Annotated in this window: 28 protein-coding genes; 14 read left to right on the top strand and 14 right to left on the bottom strand. The window is 59.4% G+C overall.

Annotated features, from left to right (window positions below):
* The first annotated feature begins 28 nt into the window (after nucleotides 1-28).
* From HBN54_RS04210 to HBN54_RS04185, 6 genes are all read left to right on the top strand, one after another.
* Complete coding sequence (locus HBN54_RS04210; RefSeq protein WP_168671913.1) at nucleotides 29-1,654, top strand: DUF4153 domain-containing protein; 1,626 nt, start codon at nucleotides 29-31, stop codon at nucleotides 1,652-1,654.
* Nucleotides 1,655-1,678: 24 nt separating this feature from the next.
* Nucleotides 1,679-1,900 (top strand): hypothetical protein, encoded by a 222-nt coding sequence (locus HBN54_RS04205; protein WP_168671912.1) that lies wholly within the window; start codon nucleotides 1,679-1,681, stop codon nucleotides 1,898-1,900.
* A 23-nt stretch (nucleotides 1,901-1,923) separates the two neighbouring features.
* On the top strand, nucleotides 1,924-2,280 hold the full coding sequence (locus HBN54_RS04200; RefSeq protein WP_168671911.1) for a hypothetical protein: 357 nt from the start codon (nucleotides 1,924-1,926) through the stop codon (nucleotides 2,278-2,280).
* Between the two features lie 278 nt (nucleotides 2,281-2,558).
* Nucleotides 2,559-2,951 carry a hypothetical protein gene (locus tag HBN54_RS04195; RefSeq protein WP_168671910.1) on the top strand — a complete coding sequence of 131 codons (393 nt, stop codon included), beginning with the start codon at nucleotides 2,559-2,561 and terminating at the stop codon, nucleotides 2,949-2,951.
* Between the two features lie 52 nt (nucleotides 2,952-3,003).
* On the top strand, nucleotides 3,004-3,462 hold the full coding sequence (locus HBN54_RS04190) for a hypothetical protein (RefSeq protein ID WP_168671909.1): 459 nt from the start codon (nucleotides 3,004-3,006) through the stop codon (nucleotides 3,460-3,462).
* 130 nt (nucleotides 3,463-3,592) lie between these two features.
* On the top strand, nucleotides 3,593-5,995 hold the full coding sequence (locus tag HBN54_RS04185; protein WP_210427943.1) for a transglycosylase domain-containing protein: 2,403 nt from the start codon (nucleotides 3,593-3,595) through the stop codon (nucleotides 5,993-5,995).
* A gap of 11 nt (nucleotides 5,996-6,006) precedes the next feature.
* Here HBN54_RS04185 and HBN54_RS04180 read toward each other — a convergent pair whose 3' ends face one another.
* The 6 genes from HBN54_RS04180 to HBN54_RS04155 all read right to left on the bottom strand — a co-directional run bounded on the left by HBN54_RS04180 (nucleotide 6,007) and on the right by HBN54_RS04155 (nucleotide 9,247).
* Nucleotides 6,007-6,459: a hypothetical protein gene (locus HBN54_RS04180; RefSeq protein ID WP_168671908.1), complete on the bottom strand. Its 453-nt coding sequence runs from the start codon at nucleotides 6,457-6,459 to the stop codon at nucleotides 6,007-6,009.
* A gap of 241 nt (nucleotides 6,460-6,700) precedes the next feature.
* Nucleotides 6,701-6,913 (bottom strand): type II toxin-antitoxin system RelE/ParE family toxin, encoded by a 213-nt coding sequence (locus HBN54_RS04175; RefSeq protein ID WP_168671907.1) that lies wholly within the window; start codon nucleotides 6,911-6,913, stop codon nucleotides 6,701-6,703.
* Complete coding sequence (locus HBN54_RS04170) at nucleotides 6,901-7,083, bottom strand: hypothetical protein (RefSeq protein ID WP_168671906.1); 183 nt, start codon at nucleotides 7,081-7,083, stop codon at nucleotides 6,901-6,903. The genes HBN54_RS04175 and HBN54_RS04170 overlap by 13 nt, the downstream gene beginning before the upstream one ends.
* 77 nt (nucleotides 7,084-7,160) lie before the next feature.
* Nucleotides 7,161-8,093 carry a TIGR01777 family oxidoreductase gene (locus HBN54_RS04165; RefSeq protein WP_168671905.1) on the bottom strand — a complete coding sequence of 311 codons (933 nt, stop codon included), beginning with the start codon at nucleotides 8,091-8,093 and terminating at the stop codon, nucleotides 7,161-7,163.
* Nucleotides 8,094-8,187: 94 nt separating this feature from the next.
* Nucleotides 8,188-8,847, bottom strand: a complete 660-nt coding sequence (gene folE, locus HBN54_RS04160; protein WP_168671904.1) for a GTP cyclohydrolase I FolE — start codon at nucleotides 8,845-8,847, stop codon at nucleotides 8,188-8,190.
* Nucleotides 8,840-9,247: a 6-pyruvoyl trahydropterin synthase family protein gene (locus HBN54_RS04155; protein ID WP_168671903.1), complete on the bottom strand. Its 408-nt coding sequence runs from the start codon at nucleotides 9,245-9,247 to the stop codon at nucleotides 8,840-8,842. The genes folE and HBN54_RS04155 overlap by 8 nt, the downstream gene beginning before the upstream one ends.
* Before the next feature lie 276 nt (nucleotides 9,248-9,523).
* Between HBN54_RS04155 and HBN54_RS04150 the strand changes: the two genes are divergently transcribed.
* A complete protein-coding gene (locus tag HBN54_RS04150) occupies nucleotides 9,524-10,231 on the top strand; it encodes a hypothetical protein (protein ID WP_168671902.1) in 708 nt (235 codons plus the stop codon).
* A 161-nt stretch (nucleotides 10,232-10,392) separates the two neighbouring features.
* Complete coding sequence (locus tag HBN54_RS04145; protein ID WP_168671901.1) at nucleotides 10,393-10,803, top strand: hypothetical protein; 411 nt, start codon at nucleotides 10,393-10,395, stop codon at nucleotides 10,801-10,803.
* Nucleotides 10,804-10,911: 108 nt separating this feature from the next.
* Here the strand turns inward: HBN54_RS04145 and rplS are convergent, their stop codons facing one another.
* From rplS to HBN54_RS04105, 8 genes are all read right to left on the bottom strand, one after another.
* Entirely contained in the window at nucleotides 10,912-11,295 is a 384-nt protein-coding gene (gene rplS / locus HBN54_RS04140) for a 50S ribosomal protein L19 (RefSeq protein WP_168671900.1), read from the bottom strand.
* Nucleotides 11,296-11,464: 169 nt separating this feature from the next.
* A complete protein-coding gene (gene trmD / locus HBN54_RS04135) occupies nucleotides 11,465-12,139 on the bottom strand; it encodes a tRNA (guanosine(37)-N1)-methyltransferase TrmD (RefSeq protein WP_168671899.1) in 675 nt (224 codons plus the stop codon).
* 97 nt (nucleotides 12,140-12,236) lie between these two features.
* A complete protein-coding gene (gene rimM, locus HBN54_RS04130; RefSeq protein WP_168671898.1) occupies nucleotides 12,237-12,803 on the bottom strand; it encodes a ribosome maturation factor RimM in 567 nt (188 codons plus the stop codon).
* A 94-nt stretch (nucleotides 12,804-12,897) separates the two neighbouring features.
* Complete coding sequence (locus tag HBN54_RS04125) at nucleotides 12,898-13,443, bottom strand: 30S ribosomal protein S16 (RefSeq protein WP_168671897.1); 546 nt, start codon at nucleotides 13,441-13,443, stop codon at nucleotides 12,898-12,900.
* A 248-nt stretch (nucleotides 13,444-13,691) separates the two neighbouring features.
* Nucleotides 13,692-14,480: an acyl-CoA desaturase gene (locus tag HBN54_RS04120; protein ID WP_168671896.1), complete on the bottom strand. Its 789-nt coding sequence runs from the start codon at nucleotides 14,478-14,480 to the stop codon at nucleotides 13,692-13,694.
* 142 nt (nucleotides 14,481-14,622) lie between these two features.
* Nucleotides 14,623-15,333 carry an RluA family pseudouridine synthase gene (locus tag HBN54_RS04115; protein ID WP_168671895.1) on the bottom strand — a complete coding sequence of 237 codons (711 nt, stop codon included), beginning with the start codon at nucleotides 15,331-15,333 and terminating at the stop codon, nucleotides 14,623-14,625.
* A gap of 269 nt (nucleotides 15,334-15,602) precedes the next feature.
* Nucleotides 15,603-16,418, bottom strand: a complete 816-nt coding sequence (gene panB, locus HBN54_RS04110) for a 3-methyl-2-oxobutanoate hydroxymethyltransferase (RefSeq protein WP_168671894.1) — start codon at nucleotides 16,416-16,418, stop codon at nucleotides 15,603-15,605.
* A gap of 140 nt (nucleotides 16,419-16,558) precedes the next feature.
* Nucleotides 16,559-19,747, bottom strand: coding sequence for a putative LPS assembly protein LptD (locus HBN54_RS04105; RefSeq protein ID WP_168671893.1), 3,189 nt, complete (start codon nucleotides 19,745-19,747; stop codon nucleotides 16,559-16,561).
* Between the two features lie 181 nt (nucleotides 19,748-19,928).
* Between HBN54_RS04105 and HBN54_RS04100 the strand changes: the two genes are divergently transcribed.
* The 6 genes from HBN54_RS04100 to HBN54_RS04075 all read left to right on the top strand — a co-directional run bounded on the left by HBN54_RS04100 (nucleotide 19,929) and on the right by HBN54_RS04075 (nucleotide 26,295).
* Nucleotides 19,929-20,678: an N-acetylmuramoyl-L-alanine amidase family protein gene (locus HBN54_RS04100; RefSeq protein ID WP_168672286.1), complete on the top strand. Its 750-nt coding sequence runs from the start codon at nucleotides 19,929-19,931 to the stop codon at nucleotides 20,676-20,678.
* A 113-nt stretch (nucleotides 20,679-20,791) separates the two neighbouring features.
* Nucleotides 20,792-21,799, top strand: a complete 1,008-nt coding sequence (locus tag HBN54_RS04095) for an MlaD family protein (RefSeq protein WP_168671892.1) — start codon at nucleotides 20,792-20,794, stop codon at nucleotides 21,797-21,799.
* 151 nt (nucleotides 21,800-21,950) lie between these two features.
* Nucleotides 21,951-23,579 (top strand): acyl-CoA carboxylase subunit beta, encoded by a 1,629-nt coding sequence (locus tag HBN54_RS04090; RefSeq protein WP_168671891.1) that lies wholly within the window; start codon nucleotides 21,951-21,953, stop codon nucleotides 23,577-23,579.
* A gap of 257 nt (nucleotides 23,580-23,836) precedes the next feature.
* Nucleotides 23,837-24,382, top strand: coding sequence for an REP-associated tyrosine transposase (locus HBN54_RS04085; protein WP_168671890.1), 546 nt, complete (start codon nucleotides 23,837-23,839; stop codon nucleotides 24,380-24,382).
* 113 nt (nucleotides 24,383-24,495) lie between these two features.
* Nucleotides 24,496-24,936, top strand: coding sequence for an FEKKY domain-containing protein (locus HBN54_RS04080; RefSeq protein WP_168671889.1), 441 nt, complete (start codon nucleotides 24,496-24,498; stop codon nucleotides 24,934-24,936).
* Nucleotides 24,937-25,143: 207 nt separating this feature from the next.
* Nucleotides 25,144-26,295: a hypothetical protein gene (locus HBN54_RS04075; RefSeq protein WP_168671888.1), complete on the top strand. Its 1,152-nt coding sequence runs from the start codon at nucleotides 25,144-25,146 to the stop codon at nucleotides 26,293-26,295.
* Nucleotides 26,296-26,330: the final 35 nt, after the last annotated feature.

Genomic DNA, 26,330 nt, shown 5'->3' with positions numbered 1-26,330 from the left:
AATCTGTCTTTCATCTAACTCATTGTCCATGAACCCGGTCATCCCTGTTTCCGCCCATTCGGATGCGGCCCCGCTGCAAACCACGGCTGCAGCGTCACTTTCTACCATCCACAAGGCATTGCTGCCACTGGGCGTGGTGCTATTCGACTGGCTTTTCTGGCGTGAAGGCGGCGGGGTAAATATGTTGGTATTCACGCTGTTTGTACTGGTGGTGCAGTTTGTGCTGCTGCCGCGCCACGCGGCGGTGCGCCGCGCCGGCTCCTTCTGGCTGATGGTGGGCGGTAGCCTGTTTGGAGCCGCCATGATGGCGGTATATGGTTCGGCGGTGGCGGCGCTGGCCTGCATGGCCTCGTTGCTGATGCTGCTGGGCTACGTGAACCAGCCGCACCTGAAACTGGTGCTCTACGCCCTGCTCACGGCGGCTTATAGCGTGGCACAGGCCTGGTTACGCGCATTGGCGGGGGTGCGGGCGCCGCGCAATACCGGGGCAGGCATGCGTCGCAGCTGGTTCTATGGCCGTCTGTTTCTGGTGCCGCTAGGCATTTTAGGGGCTTTCCACCTGCTCTTCGCGGTGGCCAACCCGCGCTACGAGGCCCTGAGCAGCCAGGCGCTGGCGCGGCTGGGCGAGTGGCTGGCGCGCCTGCTGCCCGATATTTCCTTTGGCCACCTGCTGTTTATCGCGCTGGGCTTTCTGGTCACGGCCGGGGTAGTGGTGGTGGTGCCGGTGTACTACTTCGCCGACCACGAGTCACGCTTCGGAGAGTTTGTGCGGCGGCAGCGCGACCGGGTGGCCTCCTTCGGCGTGCGCCGGCCCGATTTCGGCTTCCGCACCACCCGGATGCTCGATTTGCGCAAAGAGTTTCTGGCCGCCGCCGCCGTCTTCGGGCTGGTGAATGTGCTGCTGCTGGCGGTGAATGCCATCGACATCAACTGGCTGTGGTTTGGGTTTGAGCCCGCGCCGGGGTTCGACCTGGCCCAGTTCGTGCACGAAGGCACGTATGTGCTCATCTTCAGCATTCTGCTGGCCATGGGCATTGTGTTGTGGTTCTTCCGCCGCAACCTGAATTTCTATGCGCCCGGCCTGCCGTGGCTGCGCTGGGGCGCCACGGTTTGGGTGGTGCAAAATGCCGTGCTGGCCGCCTCGGTGGGCCTGCGCAACTACTACTACATTCTGAACAGCGGCATTGCCTACAAGCGCATCGGGGTGTGTTTCTTCCTGCTGCTGGTGTTTTTTGGGCTGGCCACGGTACTCCTTAAAATCTGGCAGCGCCGCTCGGCCTACAGCCTCGTACGCCTCAATTCGCTGGCCGCTTATGCAGTGCTGCTGCTGCTGGCCGCCGGCAACTGGGAGGTCTGGATTGCGGAATACAACCTCCAGGCCCGTTTCCGCAGCGTCGATATCGGCTTTCTGCTGGCCATGCCCGGCCGCACGCTGCCCACGCTGGTGGCCCACCGCAGCGCGCTCGATGCCGCCGCCCACCTCACTACCGCCGATGAATACGGCAACGCCACCACCATCACGGCGGCCGTCGCGCAGCAGCAGCTCAATAAGGTCGTGGTTGAATGGCAGGCGCATCACCGGGCCCAAACCGGCTGGCAGGGCTTCACCTACGCCGACTGGCAGGCTTATGAGCAATTGAAAAATCAGCAATAGTCCCTTATTAAACAAAGACTCCGGATGACCTCCATTTCCCAATTCGCCCTCACGTTTTTCGGCGTCCTGTTCTGCATCGGCGATGTGGCCGCGTTGGGCCTGCTGCTGGCCTGGCAGGAACGCGCCGCCTCGCCCGATGCCCGCTGGCGCCGGCTGATACGCGGCGTGCTGCCGGCTACCATTGTATTGCTGAGTCTGCTGCTCCTGGCCTTCACCCAACTCATGCTGCTATGGTCGCGGCAGTAGGGGCGGCCATTTCGCGCACAGCCATGGTGGCTAACAAACGCAACTGGCTGCCGCCGTGGCCCGTGGTGCCGCCCCGCCTGTGGCTCACGGCGGCCGCTACCATGGTAGTGGGCCTGAGCATCATTTTTGAGAATGAGATAATGCCAAATCACCCCAAAGCTCAGCTCTGGAGCTGGGTTGTGCTGGGAGTATTGGTGCAGGTTGGGGGTGTGCAGGTACTGAGCATGTTGCGCGCCTGGCTGCGCGCCTACCATGGCCCGGGCGTGGTGCGCCTGCTGATGTGGGGCATCGTGTTGCCGGCTTACGTGGTTTTGTCACCGCTACTGCTTTTTACCTGCGTATTCACCTGTTATGGCCTTGTAAGTGCCCTGGCCGGGTAGCCAGAACAAAGAGTGAAAAACAGCCTTTGGGAACGACCCGGGAGCGGTATTCAATCAGGGGATTATGTAAACCGGCATCAGCCTCACTCTCGTGGGTTAGTGACAAAAAATGCCTATCCCTGAATCAATTCAGGCTTTATGCTAGCCGTGATATTCAGTTGCAAGGTTCCGTGAAACTTGAAATAATGATTTATTAAAGATTATTGTTTAGCTTGGCGGCCCGTTAGGCTTTTCATACTGAGAACAGCCCACTACGGTATCACCATCGCCTACCCTACATGGCGCGTAAGCTGCTTCTGACTGTGCTCATCATCGCCCTGCTCATTGAGCTGGCGCTGACCGGAGGCGCGTTTTTCGCCCCGGTGTTCACCCTCACGCAATTTGGGGTGAAGTACGGTCCCGAAACCAAGTTTCTGGCCTACATCGTGGCGTGGCTGCTGCTGTTTGTGTCGTTGGTGGCGGCGGTGGCCGTGGTGCAGGTGGCGCGGCGGCGGCCCGGGTTTGCTACCTGGTGCTACCTGCTGGGCGTGTGGTGGATAGGCATTGGCGCGGGCATTTTCTTCGCCTTCGGCAAGCCCGACAACCTCCTGCTCGATTCCGTAAAAGGCCTGCTGATTGTGGTGCTGACGTGGCGCTGCCAGGCTTCGCGCACCATGGCGCGGCGTTACTAGCCGAAGCTCAGTATCTTGGGGGCCACTTAGCTGCTTCGCATTGTCCCGCCCTATGCCTACTTCTCACTTGCACCCGTCGGCCGTCGTTCCCAAAATCTCGCGCTTGGGCCGGACCTTGGCCGGCGCGCAGGTACTAAAGGAAACGCTGAGCATCATCTTCCTGGGCCTGCCGCTGGTGAAGGCCGCGCCGCTGGTGCTGCTGTCGGCGCTGCCGGGCGTGGTGCTGTACCTGCTGCACTGGCATCTGGCGCTGGGCAGGGCCGGGCGGGTGCTGGCGGCCGCCGTGTGGGCTTTCACGCTGCTCGATGAGCTTTGGGGCCTGCTGCTGTTTCAGGAGCTGGACTCGCCCACGCGGGGGCAAATCCGCCTGCTGCACTGGAGCTATTTCCTGGGCCTGGGCATTATCCTGCTGGCCCTGGGCGAGTTGGGCTGGCGCTGGCAGCGCCGCCGCGCCAAGGCCCTGCGCAACGTGCACCACAAAGCCGTGCTGGCGGCCCGGCAGCGCGACTAGCCTACTGGCCGGGGTACGCCTCCCGATTTGCCCACCGGGCGTTTATTCCTGACTATTGGGGCGGGGGTCTGGTATATTTGCCGTTCTTCGTGGCGGAGCCAAGGCTCCGTTTTTCTACTTGCCGCCTCTTATGGCCGACCTAAAAACGTCTCCTTCCGCTTCTTCTTCCGGTGCTAAGCCCAAGCCGCCGCGCCGCCGCTGGCCGCTGCGGGTAGCCAGCTGGGCCTGGGTAGTGTTCGGCTTAGTTATTATCCTGTTTTTGGTGTACCCGTTTCTGGTAAGCACCAATTTCATGTTCCTGTTTGGTAAGTCGCCCAGCCTGGCCGATTTGGAGAATCCCAAAGTGGAGCGGGCGTCGGAAATCTATACGTCGGATGGAGTGCTGATTGGTAAGTACTTCCGCGAAAACCGTTCGCCGGTGCGCCTCAGTCAGATGTCGCCCCTACTCATCAAAGCCTTGGTCGCTACCGAGGACGTGCGCTACTACGAGCACTCGGGCATCGACCTCACGGCGGTGCTCGGGGGCTTCTGGGCCTCGTTGCACGGCGAGAAGCGCGGGGGGTCCACCATCACCCAGCAGCTGGCCAAAAACCTCTACAAAATCCGCCGCCAGCAGAGCCGGGGCGCTTTGGGCTACATTCCGGTGGTGAGCACCATTGTGGCCAAAACCAAGGAATGGCTTACCGCCGTCGAGCTGGAGCGGCACTACACCAAGCGCGAAATCCTGCGCATGTACCTCAACACGGTGGAGTACGGCTCCAGTGCTTTCGGCATTAAAGTAGCGGCCAAAACCTTCTTCAACACCTCGCCCGACAGCCTGAAGCCCGAGCAGGCCGCCATGCTGGTGGGCGTGCTCAACAACCCCACGGCCTACAATCCCAAGTTCCACCCGGCCGCCGCCCTGCGCCGCCGTAATGTGGTGCTCGACCGCATGGCCCAGGCCGGGGTGCTGCCCAAAGCCGAAATCGCGGCCCTCAAAGCCACGCCCATCGTGCTCGATTACCACGTTGAAAAGCACATCGACGGGCCCGATACCTACTTCCGCAGCGCCATCAGCCAGTTTGTGGATGCGTGGTGCGACAGCACGGGCCACGACATGTACCGCGACGGCCTCAAAATCTACCTGTCCATTGATTCGCGCATACAGGCCCACGCCGAAGAGGCCCTGCACGAGCGTATGAAAGCCCTGCAGAACCAGTTTGACAATTTCTGGAGAAATAAGGGCAAGGACCCGTGGGTAGACGACGAAGGCAACGTAATTCCCGACTTCATTGCAACTCAAATGAAGCGCACCGAGAGCTACAAAACCCTCGCCAACCACTACCGCAACCAGCCCCAGCGCCTCGATTCGGCCCTGAATGCCAAGCGGCCGATGAAGGTATTCACCTGGAAGCACGACGACAACGACACCACACTGGTCATGTCGCCGCTCGATTCGCTGGCCTACTACAAGCATTTCCTGCAATCGGGCATGATGTGCATGGACCCTTTCACCGGCCACATCAAGGCCTGGGTGGGCGGGCTCGACTACCGTTTTTTCAAGTACGACCATGTGAAGCAGGGCAAGCGCCAGGCCGGCTCCACGTTCAAGCCCTTCGTGTACCTCACGGCCCTCGACAACGGCTACACGCCCTGCGACCGCATCCGCGACCAGCGCGTGACCATCAACTACGTCGAAAACGGCAAGCCCATGGAGTGGAAACCCGACAACGTGACCCGCGAATACACCGGCATCAACATGACCCTGCGCCACGCCATGGCCCGCTCCGTGAACTCCGTGACGGCCCAATTGACTGAGAAAGTGGGCTGGGACAACGTGGCCAAATACGCCCACAAAGTCGGCATCACCTCACCCCTGTTATCAGTGCCCAGCATCGGCCTCGGCTCGGCCGGCGACGTGAGCGTGTACGAAATGGTGGACGCCTACAGCACGTTCATGAACTCCGGCTTCCGCTCCGACCCGCGCCTCGTGACGCGCATCGAAGACCGCAACGGCAACGTCATCAAGCAGTTTGACCCCGTGCAGCACCGCGCTATCCCGGCCGAAACCGCCTGGCTGATGACCTACATGCTGCGCGGCGGCATGGAAGAGCCCGGCGGCACCTCGCAGGCTCTGTGGGACTACGACCTCTGGCACAACGACAACCAGATTGGCGGCAAAACCGGCACCACCTCCAATTACTCCGACGGCTGGTACATGGGAATGACCAAGGACCTGATGACCGGCGTGTGGGTGGGCGGCGAAGACCGCAGCATCCACTTCACCGGCTCGCAGCAGGGCGAAGGCGGCCGCACGGCCCTACCCATCTTCGGCAAGTTCATGGAGAAAGTGTACAAAGACAAGGAGTTGGACTATACCCCTGGCCACTTCCCGGCTGCTTCGGTCAAAATCGTGAAGAAGTATAACTGCGTGTCGGAGTCGGAACCTATCCGCCGCCGCGCCGAGGCCGTGGACACCATCGCTGCTGATAACCTGCTGGAGCAGATGAACAGCGGGAGCGGAATACCAGATAGTGTAAAGGGCCGGCGCTAGTTAGCGCTATTTTAGAAAACGGAAGCCGAAGCCGTTGTTAACACTAAGTGCTGATTTCCCAGCCCCAAAGCTTTTTTGAACCGGTCAATTAGCGTTGTCGGAACCTGGCTGATTGCGTCCCACATTTCTTGCCCTGCCACCTGTTGGGGCCAGATGATGTTGGTTTTCCAGCTAGTCGAATAGGCCAGCCACCCTATTATCTCAGCTTCCAGATGAGCGCCTAATTCCTGTAGCATCTCCAACATTCCGGGAGTGTATTGAGAAATCTGCGTCCAGTCCTTCTCCGAAGTCATGAAGACGATAAACCAATCGTCAACCACTTGGCCGTTTGCCGTTGTGTATTCGCCAATCAGCTTTATATTATCAATAGGAATTCGGACTACTTCCTTGCTTCCTTGGGTTAAAACAACGCACTTGTCTGCTAGAAAAACTTTCGTTGCTGCCTGTTCCTGTAGTGTAGCCATTAGTGAGAGGGTATGTGCAGGCACAACAATTTCCTTTCCGGTATCATCGGACGCATTACTGGAGCCCTCAGCTGGCTTGCGGGGTCATTAAAGAACTTTTCGGAGCCATCAGAACGGTTTTCGGAAACGTTGGATACATCACCGGCAACATACTATTCCAGCAGTGAGCCCGCTGTCAACGGCCGTAACGAAGGGTGCAGCGTGAGCATCAAAATATCAGTCTGGCTCACGACCCGGTAAATCAAGCGGTATTTCTGATAGAATAGCTCACGCACTCCGGTCGTTCGGCTTCTGGCACCACGCGGCCCAGCAAGGGCTGGCTTTCCAGTAAGGCCGCTTTGCTAAAAACGGCATCCGTCAGCCGCTCTGCCGAGCGGGGCGAAAAGGCGTGCAGGTACTCGCGGGCTTCGTGAATCTCCGCAATAATGCGCCGCGACCATCTTATTTGGACCATTGGCGCAACAGCTCGCGCGCTTCCTGGGTCGAGTATGTTTCGCCTCGTTCACCTTGCTTGATTGCCTCCTCGATTTTCTCTACCAGAATAAGCTTATCAACCAGCTCATCGATGGAAAACTCTCGCGGCAAGTCCTTGAGGATAACAGAAATCTGTTCTTGGCTAATCATGACAAAAGAAGTAATGGCAGTAGCCTAAGATACAGAAAAAACGCTGGCGGCGGTTCAATCCCAAGCTCGCCAGTGTGTTACTCCGCCCCGTACAATGCCCCCAGTGCCCCGCGCAGCTCCGGATACTCAAACGTGAAGCCCTGCGCCAGTACCTTTTTGGCGCTCACGTTCTGCGAGGCCAGCACGATTTCGCTCATCTCGCCCATGGCCAGCTTCAGCCCGAAGGCCGGCACCTTAGGCAATATCAGCGGGCGGTGCAACACCTCGGCCAGCACTTCGGTGAAGGCCTGGTTGGTGGCGGGGTAAGGGGCCACCGCGTTGTAGGTGCCGTGCCAGGCCGGGTCTTCCAACATGGCAATGAACAGGCGGCACAGGTCATCGAGGTGAATCCAGGACATGTACTGCCGGCCGCTGCCCAGCGCCGCGCCCGCGCCCAGCTTCACGGGCCGGGCAATTTGGGGCAACGCGCCGCCGTCCGTGCTCAGCACCACGCCAATGCGCGGAATCACCGTGCGGATGCCCAGCGCCGCGATGGGCGCGGCCGCCAGCTCCCATTGGTGCGATACATCGGCCAGAAAGTCTTGGGTGGGCAGGGCCGGGGGCGTTTCCTCGGTCACGAGCTTATCGCCGGCATCGCCATAAATCCCCACCGCCGACGCTGAAATAACGGCCTGTACGTGGTGGCCGGGCTTGGCCAGCTCGCGGGCCAGCAGGGCCAGGCCGCCCAGCCGGCTGGTCATAATCTCGCGCTTGCGCTCATCAGTCCACTTGCCGTCGGCCACGCTGGCTCCGGCCAGGCTCACGATGTAGTCGGCATACGGGATGGCCGCCTCGTCAATCGTGCCAGCATCCACGTCCCACCGGAAACTATGGTAGTGGTTGCTTCTGGCAGGCTCGCGGCTCAGTAGGGCCACCTCAAAGCCGCTGTCAATCAGCATTTCGGCCAGGCGGGTACCAATCATGCCGGTGCCGCCGGTAATGAGAACTTTACGAGGAGAAGTATCGGTCATGGTGGCGTTATCGGTTATGGAATATCAATTGCCCGCTTACTGGAGTGCCCTTGCCGGCCGACAACAGACACCGAATTAACTGCTAATTCCGGTACTATTTCCCAATCTGCCGCAGAAACTCCCGCCGCAGCGCCTCATCCTCCGCAAAACGGCCGCCGTACTCGCTGGTCAGCGTCGAGCTGCTGGTGTCGTTCACGCCCCGGCTCATCACGCAGAGGTGGTCGGCTTCGATGAGCACGGCCACATCGTCGGTGCCCAGGCTCTGCTTCAGCTCCTCAGCAATCTGGCGCGTCAGGCGCTCCTGCACCTGCGGGCGGCGGGCATAGTACTGCACCACCCGGTTCAGCTTGCTCAGGCCCACCACGTTGGCCCCCGGCAGATACGCCACGTGCGCCTTGCCAATAATGGGCACAAAATGGTGTTCACAGCACGAAAACAGCGTGATGTCGCGCTCCACCAGCAGCTGGTGGTACTCGTAGCGGTTGTCGAACATGCGCACATCGGGCCGGTTCTTGGGGTCGAGGCCCTTGAACCATTCCTGCACGTACATCTTCGCCACGCGGCGCGGCGTGCCGGCCAGGCTGTCGTCGGTCAGGTCGAGGCCCAGCTCGCGCATGATGGCCTCAAAATGGCCGCTGATGGCCGTAATCTTGTCCTCGTCAGAGCGCACGAAGGCATCATCGCGCAGCGGCGTACGCAAGCCTATGGGCAAGTGCGCGTCGGAGGCCGGAAGTGGGCCGGAAGGGTTATCCATGATATTCTACAAAGTTACGGTCTGTCTCGTAGAGCGTGACCGAAAGGGCCAGCGCCGCGTCCAGATGCGGGCGCAGACGCTGCCAAATAACCACGACAATGTTCTCGGCCGTGGGGTTTAGATGCCGGAACTCTTCCGTATCCAGGTTGAGGTTGCGGTGGTCGTAGCGGTCGAGGACTTCGTGCTTGATAAGGTCGCTCAGCCGTTTCAGGTCGTAAACGTAACCGGTTTCCGGGTCTATTTCGCCGGTCAGGCGCACGGTCAGGTTGTAATTGTGGCCATGAAAATTCGGGTTATTGCACTTGCCAAATACCCGCTGGTTGCGGGCGTCGTCCCAGGCAGGATTGTGCAGGCGGTGGGCAGCATTGAAATGCTCGGTGCGGCAAACAGTTATTAGCATAGGCGGCTACAACCTCCGATTCCTATACTTTGTTGCGTCAGGCTGCCCCTTACTAGTAGTATTCTGAGGTCGTGGGGAAGCAATAATAAACTTTTGTAGAATTTAATATGGCCCTGATATGAATAAATCAACAAAAACGGCATAATTCTGAAAAAAGTAAGGTCTATCAGAAGTTGCATAGAATAAAGGTCCTAAATTTGAAAAGCCGGACAACGGTACCGCTAGCAACGGCTTTCTGACCGACCATCTTTAATGCTTTCATAAGTTTTTATTCCCATGAAACGAAGCGTACTCATTCTAATCCTTATATGCCTGGCTACACTGGGCAGCTATGCCCAGAAATCCCCTGTGGATGAAGCAGATAAATCGATTAACAGCATTCCGCGCAAAGGTCAGCAGGTGAGCATGCAGCTCGATAACCGCCGCGTTGAAACCGCCTGGCTCAAGCAGTTAGGTGATAAATTCGGTAGCAAGCTGAAGAATAACAAAGGCGTGCTCACGATGGACGGCGTAGTTATCGAAGAAATTGCACCCAACCCGATTCGCGTTATCAGCAAGGTCGACGCTACCCCCACCGGTACCACTGTATGGTGGAGCATCGACCTGGGCAATGCTTACCTCGGCAAGGAGTCGACGCCCGTGCAGTGGAAGTCGGCCGAGAAATACCTGAAAGATTTCGCCCGCATGATGTACCGCGAAGACCTGGTTTCGCAGATTTCGGAAGCTGAGCGTGCACTCGTGGCCTCGCAGAACAACCACATGGCTGTCATCGAGAAGGCGAACACCATCAAGAAGGACATCGAGAAGAACAAGGTGCGCAAAGTTGAAATCCAGCAGATGCTGGCTTCTAACGCCGCTGAGCTCCAGCAGTTCAATAACCTTATCGACACCAACCTGAAAGAGCAGGAAGCTGCCCGGGGCGACATTGTGAACATGCGTGTGGCTCTGGAAGCCGTGAAAGACCGCCTGAACAAAATCGAGTAGTGCCTGCCGGCTCCGGCCGACAAATACCTGCCAGAACAAAAAGCTCCACCCGCACCGGTGGAGCTTTTTGTTTGCCCATTGGCCAACCCTGCCGGCTCAACTACGTTGGCAATAAAGGCAGTATTTACTGCCTTATTAATCCAACCCAAGACACCCCACCCATGGAAAAGACCGAAGTTCAACACCAGGTTCATCTCGATAGCACCACCGAACTGCTCGGCGGCAGCCTTACCGAAGCACTGGCCCGCGCCGGCCTCGACAATACCCTGCAGCAATGGATTGCCGACGTGAAGGCCCTCGACAACCCCGAGCTACACCAGGTAGTGGTTGATTTGCAGGACCTGAAAGCCCATTTTGGCGGCACCAGCAACCCCGACATGCAGCTCGTGCGTAAGCTCCTGCATCGGATGGGTACCAACACCGACCGCGCTGCCGTTTTTGCCGATGGCAACACGCAGCCCCGCGTAAAAGCGCTGAGCGAGGCCTTGCTGGCCGCCGCCAAGCAGCTGGGTCACGATGAGGAGAATACGCCTGCTGAGGATTTGAAGGCCGACTCGGCATCGAATAGCTAGGGCTGCAATACTACCGGTGACATAGCCGGCCTTATTACACGCAAAAAAACCGACTCTCTTTTGGGGAGTCGGTTTTTTTGTGGAACAGCCTTGCGGCTGCGGCAATACTTAAGCTACGGCTGCCTTGGCTACCGGGTTCAAGCGACGCTCTTTGATACGAGCCTGCTTGCCCGAGAGGCCACGCAGGTAGAACAGACGGGCGCGACGTACTTTACCGCGACGGATAACCTCGATTTTCTCGATGTTAGGCGACAGCAGGGGGAAGATACGCTCGGTACCGATTTGGTTCGAAATCTTACGAACGGTGAAGGTTTCACCGTTGGAGCTGGGGTTACGACGCTGAAGAACAACGCCCTGGAACTGCTGAATGCGTTCCTTAGCACCTTCGCGGATTTTTACGTGCACGTTCACGGTGTCGCCGGCGGCGAACAGAGGGAAGCTGGCGCGGCGCTCCTGCGATTCGGCCTGGATAAAGTCAAGTAGTACGCTCATGGCTGAGAAAATTGCGAAAGACGGCGCCGCCGTCGGGAATTAGTATTTTATCGAAACGGAGCGCAAAGATAGCGCTTTCCCGTGGGTTTAGCAAGTGATTTGTCGAACATGCGTTAGCTTGTTCCCTGATTTGCTGTCAATTCAACGACTGCGCAGGCTAAAGCATGCGCTACGAGAGCAAATCGGGGCGGCGGGCCTGCGTGCGGGCCAGGGCCTGGTCGTGCCGCCACTCTTCAATTTTGGGGGTGTTGCCCGAAAGCAGGATTTCCGGCACGGCCTGCCCGCGCCACTCGGCGGGCCGGGTGTAGATGGGCGGAGCCAGCAAATCGTCCTGAAAAGAATCAGACAAAGCCGATTCTTCGTTGCCCAGCACGCCCGGCAGCAGCCGCACCACGGCATCGACCAGAATGGCCGCGCCGAGCTCACCGCCGCTCAGCACGTAGTCGCCCACGCTGATTTCGTGGGTGATGTAGGTTTGGCGGATGCGCTCATCAATGCCCTTGTAGTGGCCGCAGAGCATGATGATGTTCTGCATCAGCGAGAGGCGGTTGGCCAGCGGCTGGCGCAGGGTTTCGCCATCGGGCGTGAGGTAGATGATGGCGTCGTAGGTACGCTCGGCCATCAGCTCGTCCATCCACGCCGCAATGGGCTCCACGCGCAGCACCATACCCGCGCCGCCCCCAAACACGAAGTCATCAATCTGACCGTGCTTGTTGATGGCTTTTTCGCGCAGCTGGTGCACATTGATTTCGGCCAGGCCCTTGTCCTGCGCCCGCTTCACGATGGAATGGGCGAAGGGGCTGACCAGCAGCTCCGGCAGACAGGTGAGGATGTCGATTCTCATTCTTTTAGCGGTTAGCCAATAGCTTTTAGCTGTTAGCTTATCTCCTGTTTTCAAAGAACGGAAGCTAAAAGCTAGTAGCTGACGGCTAAAAGCTATTTTACTCGGCTTCGTCCTGCTGGCGGGTGCTGGGCTTGAGGTACACGTCGAGCAGGCCATCGGGCAGGTTCACGTAAATCTCTTTTTTGGCGTGGTCGGCGTGGCTGATTAGCTCATCCACTACCGGAATCAGCACTTCCTGGCCCTGGTAGCTCATGGCCAGCATGTCCTGCTGGGGCAGCTCGTAGAAGTTCTCCACGGTGCCGAGCGGGCCCATAGTTGAATCCACCACGGTGAAGCCGATGACGTCGTGGAAGTAGAACTGGTCTTCTTCGAGCTCCGGCAGGGCGGCTAGGGGCAGGTGGAGCTGCGAGCCGCGCAGGGGCTCGGCCTCCTCAATGCGGTCGATGCCGCGCAGCTTCAGCAGCACTTTATTGCCGGACTGGGGCTGCACTTTTTCGATGTGGTGCTCCACCAGCTTGGTGGGAGCACCGGCCAGGGTGAGGTACACCGTTTTGAGCTTGGTGTAGGCCGCTACATCATCCACGTCGAAGTGGGCCACTATCTGGCCGCGCAGGCCGTGGGTTTTGATGAGGTAGCCGAGCTGATAGGTTTCGTCGAGCGTCATAATAGGGGAGGGGATAACGAAAAAGCGTTTGGGGGTTGCCAGCCGGTCCGGCTCACAACTCCCAAACGCTTTCGGTTTTCAGAAACCTTACAACCTACTCGGCAGCAGCTTCGGTAGCCTCTTCGGCCGGAGCCTCGGTAGCTTCTTCGGCAGCAGGAGCGGGTGCGTTGGCGGCCAGCAGGGCAGCAGCCTTCTGGCGCTGCGCCTCGGCGCGGTTGTCCTTCACCTTGGTTTCGGCGTCGAAAGCAGCTTTCTTGGCGGTTGCCTTGGCATCATCGAGGCCAGTGCGCTTGCCTTCGATTTTAGCATCCTTCTCGTCTTTCCAGGCGCTGAAGCGCTGGTCAGCAACTTCCTGGGTGATGGCACCCTTGTCGACACCCAGTTGCAGGTGACGACGGTAGAGCACGCCGCGGTAGCTGAGCATGGCCCGAACGGTGTCGGTCGGCTGAGCACCGGTCATCATCCAGTAGAACGCACGGTCGGCGTCGTAGTTGATGGTGGCGGGGTTAGTTTGGGGGTTGTAGGTACCGATTTTCTCGATGAAACGGCCATCGCGGGGAGCGCGGGCGTCAGCTACTACGATGTCGTAAGTCGCGGCCTTTTTGCGGCCACGGCGGGCGAGGCGGATTTTAACTGCCATAAACCGGTGGGGTTGTGTGACGGAACTCGTCCGTCGGGTTAGGGTTTCCCGAAATTGGGAGTGCAAAGGTAGCGTTTGTTCAGGGTATTAGCTACGATTGGGCATAAAAAAAGCCCTGGCGCGGGGCCAGGGCTTTATAACGTCATTCCGAGCGCAGCCGAGGAATCTTGCGTGTGGCAGTAATCCTTTTTTGTGATTGAATCAATTGCACGCGAGATTCCTCGGCTACGCTCGGAATGACGTTATAGCTACGCCGCCATGGCTTCGCGCTTGGGCTTGGCCAGTTTCGACATCGTGTTCAGGTTCATGTTTTTGCGCTTAATCTTAATCACGCCAACCTTATCCAAGCCCCAGATAGCCACATAAGTAGGGTCGAATTCCCACCACTTCACGCCGAAGTTAACGCGCATGGGCAACTTGTGGTGGTTGTTCTGGAAGAGCTCGCCGAAGGCCAGGAAATCCAGGGCCAGGGTGTTGCGCGATTTGTCGCGGTTGTCGAAGTTCTGGTAGCCGTATTTGTGGCCGCCCCAGTTCACGATAGCCCCGTGGATAGGACCCATCAGGAAGTGGATGGGGAGCAGCAGATACTGCCACCAGGCCGTGGCGAAGTTGATGTAGAACAGCACGTAGGCCGTGCCCCAGCCGAGGCGCGAGTACACGGTGCCGCCGAACTTGTCGAGCCACTTCCACTCCGGAATGTCGCCTTCGAAGCGCTTGGCACCTTCGTGCTCGTTGTTCACCACATCGTTGTAAATCACCTTGGTCTTCCACATCATATCGAACGCGTTATTCGAGAAGTGGGGCGAGTGCGGGTCCAGGGCGGTGTCGGAGTAGGCGTGGTGCATGCGGTGCAGCAGCGCGTAGGCCCGGGGCGAGAGGAAGCTGCTGCCCTGGCACATGTAGGTGAACAGGAAGAAGAACTTCTCCCAGAACTTGTTCATCGTGAACATTTTATGCGCCGCGTAGCGGTGCAGGTAAAACGTCTGCGTGAACAGGGATAAGTAATAGTGGGCAACGAAGAAAATGAGGATAGCCATACAAGCTGGAATAGAGAAGCTGACTGCACAAGTAAAAGGCCTGGGCTTAGGTTCAGCAGCGACGATACAAAATTACGGCCGGGGTTAGGGCAGCGGGAGATTTGAGCCGGGAAGGCCAAAATCTTGCACGTTTGGCAGGTGCTTACTTGTAGTACTCGCGGGCCGCGTCCCAGTGCGGGGCATCGGGCAGGGGGGCCACAAAGGTCATCAGCTCCTTCGTGACGGGGTGCTGCAGTTGCAGCCGGCGGGCGTGCAGGGCAATGCTCACATCGGGCAGCGGGGCGATGAAGCCGTATTTCACGTCGCCGATGATGGGAGTGCCGAGGCCGGTGGCCAGCTGAGTCCGAATCTGGTGGGGGCGGCCGGTTACGGGGTTCACCTGGAGCAGGTAGCGGTTGCCGGCCATGCCCAGCAGCTCGTAGCTTAGCTCGGAGCGCAGGCCCTGGCTGTGCTTCTCGGAGTAGGCTTTGGTGACGTTGCGCACGGTGTCCTTCACCAGCCAGTGGATGAGGGTGCCGCTTTCGGGCACGGGCGGGCGGCCGGTGAGGGCCCAATAGGTTTTGTGGATTTTATCGTCCCGGAACATCTCGTTCAGGCGGCTCAGGGCCTTGCTGGTTTTGGCCAGAATGACGATGCCCGATACCGGCCGGTCGATGCGGTGGCACACGCCCACGAAGGCTTCGCCGGGCTTCTTGTACTTGAAGCGCAGGTACTCGGCGGCCTTTTTGGAGAGGGGCTCGTCGCCGGTGGCGTCGCCCTGCACGAGCAGGCCGGCGGGCTTGTTGATGACGAGAAGATGGTTGTCTTCGAACAGAATTTCTCTGCCTTCGGACCAGATGTTGGGACGATTCACGCGATGGGAACGGGCGGGATATGAGTATTCGCAGGAGCGGGCCGGGGCCCCTCGGGGGCCATCGCACGTCGTCAGACCACACTCACCGGGCGCTCCGCTCTTGCTGTTAGCGCAGCGAAGATACGAAGCTGAGCGGGAGTGAACTGATGGCTGTCATCCAGGCTGGGCCTGTCATTCTGAGCGGAGCGAAGGACCTTATTTACGTCAGAATAAATTATTCGAGCGTGATAAGGTCCTTCGCTCCGCTCAGGATGACAGGCGAAACCGTTCTAGTAGCCTTCCTCTTTGCTCGGAAACTCGCGGCTTTTCACGTCGGCCACGTAGTGTTCCACGGCTTCGGTCATGATGTCGTGCAGCTCGGCGTAGCGGCGCAGGAAGCGGGGCTTGAATTCCTTGGTGATGCCGAGCAGGTCGTGTACGACCAGCACCTGGCCGTCTACGTCGGGGCCGGCGCCGATGCCGATGACGGGAATGGTGAGCTCCTCGGCGACCTGCTTGGCCAGGGAAGCGGGAATTTTCTCCAGCACCAGGCCGAAGCAGCCGATTTCCTGGAGCAGGCGGGCATCTTCGAGCAGCTTTTGGGCCTCGGCTTCTTCCTTGGCGCGCACGCTGTAGGTGCCGAATTTGTAGATGGACTGCGGCGTGAGACCGAGGTGGCCCATCACCGGAATGCCGGCCGTGAGAATGCGAATAATACTGTCCTTCACTTCGGCACCGCCTTCAAGCTTCACGCCGTGGCCGCCCGATTCTTTCATGATGCGGATGGCCGAGCGCAACGCCTCCGACGAGTTGCCCTGATAGGAGCCGAAGGGCATATCGACCACCACGAAGGCGCGTTTCACGGCGCGCACCACGCTTTGGGCGTGGTATATCATCTGGTCGAGGGTGATGGGGAGGGTGGTTTCGTGGCCGGCCATGACGTTGGAGGCCGAGTCGCCGACGAGCAGCACGTCGATGCCCGCGCCGTCGAGAATCTGGGCCATCGAGTAGTCGTAGGCCGTGAGCATGGAGATTTTTTCCCCCCGCTCCTTCATAGCGAGCATCTGGTGGGTGGTAACGAGTTTGACTTCCTTGTGCTGAGACATGGCGGGCAGGTTTGCGAATAAGAGGCCGTTTGGCGGGGCAAAGCTGGCAACAATTTCGTTAGCCCGCGCCGGGCGGGCAGCAAAAAGCCCCTGGCCGGAGCGCAAGGGCTGAAAACGAAGCGTATTGGCTGGGTCGAGGGCTACTGGTACTGCGCGTAGCGGTTGCGGTTCAGCTTGAGGTCCTGCAGCAGGCTGCTCTTGGCCGCGATGGTGAAGTTGTAGCCCTTGAGCTGGCCGAAGGGAATCCAGGTGCCGTTAATCTGCCAGCAGTGCAGGTCGCGGAAGAAGGATACAGTGGGGAACGTGACGGCCTGACTGGTGAAATCGTAGCCAAAGCCGGTGGTGAAGCGCAGGTTTTCGGTGAGCTTGATGGAGCCGTCGGCGCGAATGTTGTTGAGGGCCAGGATGGGCGGGCGCTGGTTGTTCTTGAGATACTCCGAGGTGAGGGGCACGGCATTGGTCGTGTAGCCGGCCGAATACGACAGGTTGAGCTCCCACGGAATGTCGAAATCGACGTAGTCGGCGTAGTAGTTGGGGCCCACCGCGCCCAGGCTGGGGTTGTTGGCCGGGGCCACGGCGCGGGGCACGGCGGTTTTTTTCTTGCCGCTGGCCGGGTTGAAGGAGTAATTGGTTTGGAAAGTGGCCGAGGCCAGGCGCAGCAGCTTGCGCGGGTCGGCCTCAAACAGAAATTTATTGATGGGCAGGCCCTTGCTGTCGCGCTGGTATGCCTCGAAGCTGGCGCCGCTGTTGAGGCTAAGCTTTTTGGCGATTTGGGTCCGGAAAATCACGTTCAGCGGCGTGAGGGCCTGGACATCTTTAGGGGCGGCGAGATTGTAGCCGATGTTGAAGTCAAGCCCGTCAATCAGGCTCACTTTTTTGAAAGGGCTGAGGCCGGTGGTGTCTTTGGAGTCGCGCACCTTCATCTCCACCGAGTTTTGCAGGCTGAAAGAAACCTGGCTCTGCCGCGAGCCGCCGGGCACGGCGTACAGGAAGTTGTTGTAGTTATTGAAGGCGTAGCCATTGAGAATCGCAGCGTCGGCGAGGTTGTTGGCGAATAAGGTCTGGCCAAACTGGTTCTTGTAGCCGTTCAGCACAGTTGCGCCCTTCGGAAACACATCCCGGTTTTCGTTCAGAGGCGGGGCATAGGAGTAGTTCATGCTGGGCGTGGCCTTGTGGCGGATGGCCTGGATTTTATGCGTGCCCTTGCGCACAAAGGTGCCGTAGAACGTGGTGTTCAGGCTCACGGACCCCGAGTAGCTGTTCACGCGGTTGAAGCCGTAGGTGGTATCGATACGCACCGCATTAGCTCCGGGAACGTAGCTGTAGTTGAGCTTCTGGGCAAACCACACCTCGCTGTACGACACCGACGGGCTCAGCTTGAGGTGCGGCCCGATGGAGTACGAACCCAGCCCGATGCCAAACTGATGCTGCATGCCGTTGCGGGAGTTGGCCAGCAGCCGGCCAATATTGGCAAAGCTCACCGGAATATTGGTCGATGCGCTGGTGCCGCCCAGTAGCGGCAGGCCGTTGCTCAGGCTGCGGGCCGCCAGCACGTTGGTCAGCTCGTTGCGGGCCGTGAGGTTGTAGCTGAACGTGAACTGCTCGTATGATTTGGAGCCAAACTTGCCGCCCGCGCCCGGCTGGATGCCGAACCACTGGTAGGGGTACTGGCGGGCCAGGCCCACGCTGATGTCGGGCAGCACGAAGGTCATGGTGCCGTCGGTGCCCTGGCTTTGGCTGGCTTTGATGTCGTAGTTCCAGGGCGAGTTCCGAATCTGCTTCGCGTAGCCAATGCTGGAGCTGAACTGCGTGGATAGGTAGCGGCGGGCATCGAAGCTGTTTACCTTGTTGAAGCTGCTGGTGCCGGCATTCACGCTGGCCGTGAAGCGGCCCCCGCCCGGCTTGGGCACCGGCGTGTGGTTCCAGGTTACCCAGAATGAGTTGGCCGACGGCGGCTTGATGTAAACCGGCGTGGTCGTGAGCGCGTCGGTAGTCAGAATGGGGTTGAGCGGCCGGTTCGAGAAGCGGAAGTTGAAATTGCCCTGGTAGGTGTAGCGCTTCAGGTACGAAAAATCGGCGGTGGCCCCGAAGCCGCCCCAGCTCTGGGCGTTGCCGGCGTAGATGTCGCCGGTGAGGCGCACGCCGATGTAGTCGTTCGGGGCGAAGTAGTAGCCGCCGTTGGTGAGGTAGTAGCCCCGGTCGGCGGCCTGCCCGAAGGTGGGAATGAGCACGCCCGAGCCCCGGCTTTTATTGGGCGTGGGGAAAAAGCCGAACAGGAAACCCAGCGGCGTGGGAATGTCGCCAATCACGAGGTTGAACGGCCCGGTCACCACTTCCTTGCCCGGAATCACCTTCATCTTTCTAGCCTGAATGTAGAAGTGCGGGTGCTCCAGGTTGCAGGTGGTGTAGCGCCCGTTCAGGCCGTTGATGTCGCCGTTGGGCATCCGCTTGATGGTGGCGGCGCTCACGTAGCCTTCGCCCTGGGTAGTCACGGCCTCGGTCACCTTGGCCTTTTTACTCTTGAAATTGTAGGCAATGCTGCCGGCCGTGTACAGGCCGCCCTTGTCTTTGAGCACGGGCCGGCCTTCCACTTTGTTCTTCAGCGTGTCGAGCCGGCCATCGGCCTGCATGGTGTTGGTGCCGTAGTTGATGGTGATGAGGTAGGCCTTGAGGTCGGTGTCGCCATAGGTCACGCTGGACTTATTGTAGAGCCGCGCCACCTTCTGGGTCACATCGAACTGAATGGAGTCCTGGGCTTGGTACTTTATCGTGCTCTCGATTTGGCCTTTGGGCCGTGCCGCCACTTGCAGCGAGTCGTTGGCGCGGCGCACGCCGTTCACCAGCCTGCTGGTATCGGTGGGCGAATTGAGGCCGCTGGGGCGAGCCAGGGTATCGGGCACGGCCTTGTGCGAAGCGCCGGGCACCCGCGACTGACCCGTGTTGCGCACGCCGGGCGGGGGCGGCCCCACGGGGTCGCGCGGGTCGACGGAAATATTGCGTACCGGTGGGGTGGGGGCAGAGCCAGCACGCTGGCCGGGCCGGGCGGCCGGAATGGCCTTGGGGCGGGCCCTGGTGGTGTCGCCCTGGCTGGTGGGGGCGGCCAGAATGGCTTTCACCCGCGCCTTGCGGGCCTGGATTTTGGCCTTGCGGGCCGTTTTGGGCTTGGGCTGGGTGGACGTGCCGGTCTGGGCCCGGGCGGTGCCCGGAGTGCCGGTCAGCAATAAAAAAAAGAGGCCGGACAGGGCCAGGCCGGCCCATGAAAAGCCGGTGCGGCGGCGCGGCGCGGGCCGGAAATCAGCTTCGGAACGAAGGCCAAACCAAACAGGCAAAGTATAGTAGCAGTTAAATCGGTTACTTTTGGGGCTTCTACAAAGGTAGCAGGTCGCTACCGCCCCTTCAACGAACAACGTGCGGATTATTGTCATCCTGGCCAGTGCCGCTTTGCTATTACTGGGCGCCGGCAGCGGCGAGTGGAACGCGGAGGCCCAAACCCCGGCCGACTCCGCCCGCATCGCCCCTGATTCGGCCCTCCCGGCTACGGCTCTTAACGAGCCCTACCGCTACCGCCTGCGCACGGTGGTGCTCGATGCCGGCCACGGCGGCAAAGACCGGGGCTGCGCCGGGGCCAGCGCCCGCGAGGCCGACGTGGCCCTGAGCCTCATCCTGGCCCTGGGCAAGCAGATTCAGGAAAACATGCCCGAGGTGAAGGTGATTTACACGCGCAAAACCAACGTGTTTATTGAGCTCGACGAGCGCGCCGCCATCGCCAACCGCAACCACGCCGACCTCTTTATTTCCATTCATTGCAACGCCGGTCCCAGCCAGAGCCACGGCACTGAGGTGTGGACCATGGGCCTGCATAAAAGCACTGCCAATCTGGGCGTGGCCCAGCGCGAAAACTCGGTAATCCTGCAGGAAAAGGACTACAAAACCCGCTACGACGGCTTCGACCCCAGCTCGCCCCAAAGCCACATTCTGTTCTCGCTGTTTCAGTCGGCCTACATCACCAACAGCCTGCGCTTTGCCCAGCGCGTGGATAGGCAGCTGCGCACCAGCGTGAGCCGCCCCAGCCGCGGCGTGAAGCAGGCCGGCTTTCTGGTGCTCTGGAAATCGACCATGCCCTCGGTGCTCATCGAGTCGGGCTTTCTAACTAATCCGGCCGAAGAGCGTTACCTCAACGATAAAGCCAATCAATCGTATATGGCCGCAGGCATCTATCGCGCCTTCCGCGAGTACAAGCGCGAGCTGGAAGGCGGTTAGGTAAGCGGTACGGCAAGGAGTTGCACTGCCCGGCGACCGGCCTTCGCACTTCCGTCGTAGATACCCGCAGTTCGCTTTCGCCTCCCTTCCGTTTTCATCCAATTATTACCCTCGTGTCTAAAGAAATAAAAGTGGCGCTCCTCGCCATCGTCGCCATTGCCGCCCTCATCATCGGCTTCAATTTCCTGCGGGGCAGCAACGTGCTTTCCTCCGACCAGACCTACTATGCCACCTACCCGCGGGTCGATGGCCTGAACGTGGGGGCCCTAGTGGCGCTCAACGGCATTAAAGTAGGCCAGGTGAAGAGCATGGTGCTCCAGCCCGAGAAGGGCAACTCCGTGCGCGTGGCGCTGGAGCTGGAGAAAGGCATTGTGGTGGGCGACTCCACCACCGCCAGCCTGGGCGGCTCGCTGCTGGGCTCAAAGGCCATTACCCTCACCTTGGGTAAGAACTCGAAAACGTATACCGGCGGCGAAGAAATCCGCACCGTGACGCCTTCCAGCATTGCCGATGCCTTCCAGGCCAAGGCCCTGCCCGTGCTCGATACCGTGGGGGCCACACTGGCCAACATCAACGGCTTCCTGAACAAGGACGCCCAGACCAACATTCAGGGCACGCTGGTGGGCGCCCGGGCCAGCACTGAGGCGCTGCTCAGGCTCATTGCTTCCAACCAGGCCAACATCAACCAGATTACCCGCAACTTCGCCCAGATGAGCGTGGCGCTGAACAAAACGACCGGTAAGCTCGATAAAATAGCCACCAACTTCGGCCAGCTTTCCGACTCGCTGAAAACCGCCCCCGTGGGCCCGGCCCTGCGCCGCCTCAACGCCACCCTGGCCGATGCCCAAGCCACCGTGCAAACCCTCAACACGGCCCTCAATGACCAGTCGGGCTCGATGGGCAAGCTCCTGCACGATTCCACGCTCTACAACAACCTCGCCGCCACCTCGGCCAGCTCCAACGACCTGCTGCTGGACCTGAAAGCCAACCCCAAGCGCTACGTACACTTCTCGGTATTTGGCGGCGGCAAGGATAAGACGAAAGTAGAAACCACCAAAAAGCCCGACGGCACCACCACCACCGAAGTGAAAAAGGTGGAAACCACGTCGGTAGTTAAGTAGCCGTTTGTCAGCCCGGGCATTCGTCGCTGCTTGCATCGCAGAATGCCCGGGCTGACCGACGAGCATAAGCCCGCTAAGCCCGTACCTTTGAAATCCGCTTTCGGGCGGATTTTTTTGTGCTAAACCCCACCAAATCCCACCCGCTTTCCTTATGAACGTCGAGTTCAACCGCAACGAAGACCAACTCAAGCAACTTAGCTTCAATCTCAGTCAGAAGTTTCAGAAAGTAGCCCTCGGCGGGGGCGAGAAGCGCATTGCCGCCCACAAAGCCAAGGGCAAGCTCACCGCCCGCGAGCGCATTGAATACCTGCTGGATGAGGGCGCGGCGCAGGTCGAAATCGGCGCGTTTGCCGGCGACGGCATGTACAAGGAAGAAGGCGGCTGCCCCGGCGGTGGCGTGGTTGTGATAATCGGCTACGTGGCCGGGCGGCAGTGCGTGGTGGTGGCCAACGACGCCACCGTGAAGGCCGGCGCGTGGTTCCCCATCACGGCCAAAAAGAACCTGCGGGCCCAGGAAATCAGCATCGAAAACAAGCTGCCGATTATCTACCTCGTGGACTCGGCCGGCGTGTACCTGCCCATGCAGGACGAGATTTTCCCGGATAAAGAGCATTTCGGCCGCATTTTCCGCAACAACGCGGTGATGAGCAGCATGGGCATCGTGCAGATTTCGGCCATTATGGGGCCCTGCGTGGCTGGTGGCGCGTACCTGCCCATCATGAGCGACGAGGCCATGATTGTGAACGGCACGGGCTCGGTGTTCCTGGCGGGCTCCTACCTGGTGAAGTCGGCTATTGGCGAAAGCATCGACAACGAGGCGCTGGGCGGCGCGAGCATGCACTGCGAAATCTCGGGCGTGACGGACAACAAGTTCGATTCCGACGCGGAATGCCTCGACCACATCCGCGCTATCTTCGACAAGCTGGGCGCGCATCCCACGGCCGGTTTCAGCCGCACCGAGCCGGCCAAGCCCGCGCAGGATGAGCAGGAAATCTACGGCCTGCTGCCCGCCGACCGGGTGAAGCCTTACGACATGATGGACATCATCAACCGCCTGGTTGATAACTCCGAATTTGAGGCCTACAAGCCCGATTATGGCCAGACGCTATTGTGCGGGCTGGCGCGCATCGATGGCTGGGCCGTGGGCATCGTAGCCAACCAGCGCAAGATTGTGAAGAGCAAGAAAACCGGCATGCAGATGGGTGGCGTCATCTACTCTGACTCGGCCGACAAGGCGGCGCGCTTCATCATGAACTGCAACCAGAAGCGCATTCCGCTGGTATTTCTGCACGACGTGTCGGGCTTTATGGTGGGCAGCCAGAGCGAGCAGGGCGGCATCATTAAGGACGGGGCGAAGATGGTGAATGCCATGGCCAACTCGGTGGTGCCCAAGTTCACGGTTATCGTGGGCAACAGCTACGGTGCCGGCAACTACGCCATGTGCGGCAAGGCTTACGACCCGCGCCTCATAGTGGCCTGGCCCACGGCACAGCTGGCCGTAATGAGCGGCGCGGCGGCGGCCAACACCCTCCTGCAAATCCAGGTGGCCTCCCTCAAAGCCAAGGGTGAAGTCATTACCCCCGAAGCCGAAAAGGAGCTACTCGACCGCATCAAGGCCCGCTACGAGGAGCAACTCTCGCCCTACTACGCTGCAGCCCGTCTCTGGGTCGATGCCGTAATTGACCCGCTGGAAACCCGTAAGGTCATTTCGGAAGGGATTGCGGCGGCTAACCATGCGCCGATTGAGAAGGCATATAATGTGGGCGTTATTCAGGTGTGAGGCAGTCGAACTGCATGCTGGCCGCCGTTTAGCGCGTAGCGCGTAACGGCTGGCCGGCCAGTGGGGCGAGTCTCCAGACTCGCGTATGAGGAGAGGGCAGCCGCTGGATTGCCGTTGCGCGGCAGCGAGTTTGGAAACTCGCCCCACTAGCCGGCCGGCCGTTACGCGCTGCGCGCTAAACGGCGGCCAGCATGCGGCGGATTGCGTTTTGTCAGCCGGTTTGTGTAAACTTGAAGGCGCAAACCCGCACCCACCTAATGGCCTACCCCATTCGTGACCAGCAAGGGCTTTACTTTCTCACCTTCACCGTGGTGGAATGGCTCGATGTGTTTACCCGCCCGCTCTACAAGGATATTGTGATGGACAGCTTGCGCTACTGCCAGCAGCACAAGGGGCTGGAGTTATTCGCGTATTGCCTCATGACCAACCACCTGCACCTGATAGCCCGCGCCGCCGAGGGCCAGGAACTGTCGGCCATCGTGCGGGATTTCAAGAAATTCACCGCGCGCCGGGTGTTCGAAGCCATTCTCATTAATCCGCAGGAAAGCCGGCGGCAGTGGCTGGAGTGGACGCTGCGAAAGCAGGGCGAGTTCAACCCGAAAAACACCTTCATTCAACTCTGGCAAAACCACAGCCACGGCATCGAGCTCAAAACCGAAGCCGTGACGCAGCAGAAACTCGAGTACGTTCATCAGAACCCGGTGCGGGCGGGGATATGCTACTGGGGCGAAGATTACGTGTACTCCTCGGCGGCGTGGTACGCGGGAATGGGGGAGGGGCTGGCCGTGAGCTTGTTATTCTAACGTACGCGAGTCTGGAGACTCGCCCCACTCGTCGGCCGGCCGTTACGCGCTGCGCGCTAAACGACGGCCAGCGGCAGCTATTTAGTTTTGAGCAATATAAAAAAATCGTCTCTATGGTAAATCAAAGCCGCTATTTGCTGACGTTGATGTTCGCACTGTTTTCTGTTGTGGCATTTGGTCAAAACTTCAAGCCAGATGATGAAAGAATCAATAAGTCAGGCGTTGGGAAACTGATTTTTGTGACGCCGGGAAATGCCGGGTGCGAAGCTGGGGAAGCCTTAGCTAAAAAAGATATTGCCGACGATATTCCGTTCTTATGTCTGGCTGGTGGAATCGCGCCGATGGCTTTTATGCCAACGGATTCCCTTTTTGAACAGAAATATAACGTTCATTACTATGAGTTTGGCTGTTCACCGGCCGACAACACCTGCATGATGTCGTACAATGCCAAGGTTTTTGCACATTTGCAAAAACTCCATGGAATATATTGGTGGAAAACCGTAAGAAAGGACGTGATAGGATTTAAGGAGTGGAAAAAGTCGGCGAAATTATAAGCTGGTTCACCCAGACCATCCGCTTATGAAGGCCTACTGTTTTTTTTGCCGGCTGCAATGGCGGAGGCAAAACCACCGCCGCCTTCACCCTTTCCCATTTTCGCAACGGCCAGCTACCAGCGGCACCGCCCGGCCATAATTCGTAGCCCGGTTGGTTGGCCATGGCCCCAATAGCTACTTTTGCCGTCGACTCGTTTTGTAATCCCAATGGCCAAGAAAATCCCTGCGCCCAAGCCGCAGCTCGTACATATTAAGTCGCCCGGCGCGGGCACCGATTCGCTTTCCAAGGCCCAGAAAGAGTTCAACCGCCTCACCAAGCGCATTGCCCGGCTGGAAAAAGAGGTGGTTGACTTCCGCGAAGCGGCCACCAAGATGCGCCAGCGCGTGCAAAACGAGTACCGCCCGCTGCAAGCCCGCCACAACGATGCCCGCGCCGCCCTGGTGCGCCAGCTCGATGAGGCGTTTGAAACCTACAAGCTCACCAAAGGCGAAAAGAATAAGATTACCGACCTCATCGGGCAGTGTGCCGACCTACTCGAGCGCGGCCACGCCGACCTCACGCCCATCATCGACAAGCACGCGCCGCCGCTCACGGCCGAAGAGGAAGCCGCCGCCGACCAGCACACGGCGGAAATGATGAAGCAGCTGGTCAGCCTGCAGTACGGCATCGAGTTCGACCCCGACGTGGACGTGAGCACGCAGGAAAAATTCATGGCCTACGTGGATGAGAAAATGGCCGAGCGGCAAGCCAAGTACGAACAGCAGGAGGCCCAGGCCGCCGAGCGCCGCACCCAGCGCAAAAAGAGCCCGAAGCAGCAGGCCGCTGAGGAGCAGAAGCAGGCCGAGGAGAAGAACATCACTAAAGCCGTGCGTACGCTCTACATGGATTTGGTGAAGCACCTGCACCCTGACCTGGAGCCCGACGAAGCCGAAAAGCTGCGCAAAACCGAGCTGCTCAAGCAAGTCACCACCGCCTATCAGGCCAACGAGCTGCTCACCCTGCTGCGCCTGCAGCTGGAGCTACAGCGCATCGACCAAAGCCACCTCGAAAACCTGGCCGAAAGCCAGCTCAAATACTACAACAAGCTGCTGAAGGAGCAAACCCGTGAGCTGGACGAGGCCCTGCTGGCCGAGCAGCAGGACTGGTCGGCCTTCACCGGCAAGCCCTACTACTACACCCCCACGCCCGTGGCGATGGAGCTGGACTACCAGCACCAGAAGTCCGACCTGGACTACAAAATCAAGCAGCTGGAAGCAGAAGTGCTGGCCTTCAGCCACGACCCGGCGGCGCTGAAAGCTTTTCTGAAAACGCACAGGATTCCGAAGACAACCGGCGGGCCACTGATTTTTGGGCTGTAAATAGCGTTCCAGGCGAGCGCTGCCTCCGGTGTGCT

This window comes from Hymenobacter artigasi, assembly GCF_012275535.1.
In the GTDB taxonomy this organism is placed as follows: Bacteria; Bacteroidota; Bacteroidia; order Cytophagales; family Hymenobacteraceae; genus Hymenobacter; species Hymenobacter artigasi.
Note: the sequence above shows the minus strand (reverse complement) of the source record. Positions and strands in the feature narration are given on the sequence as shown.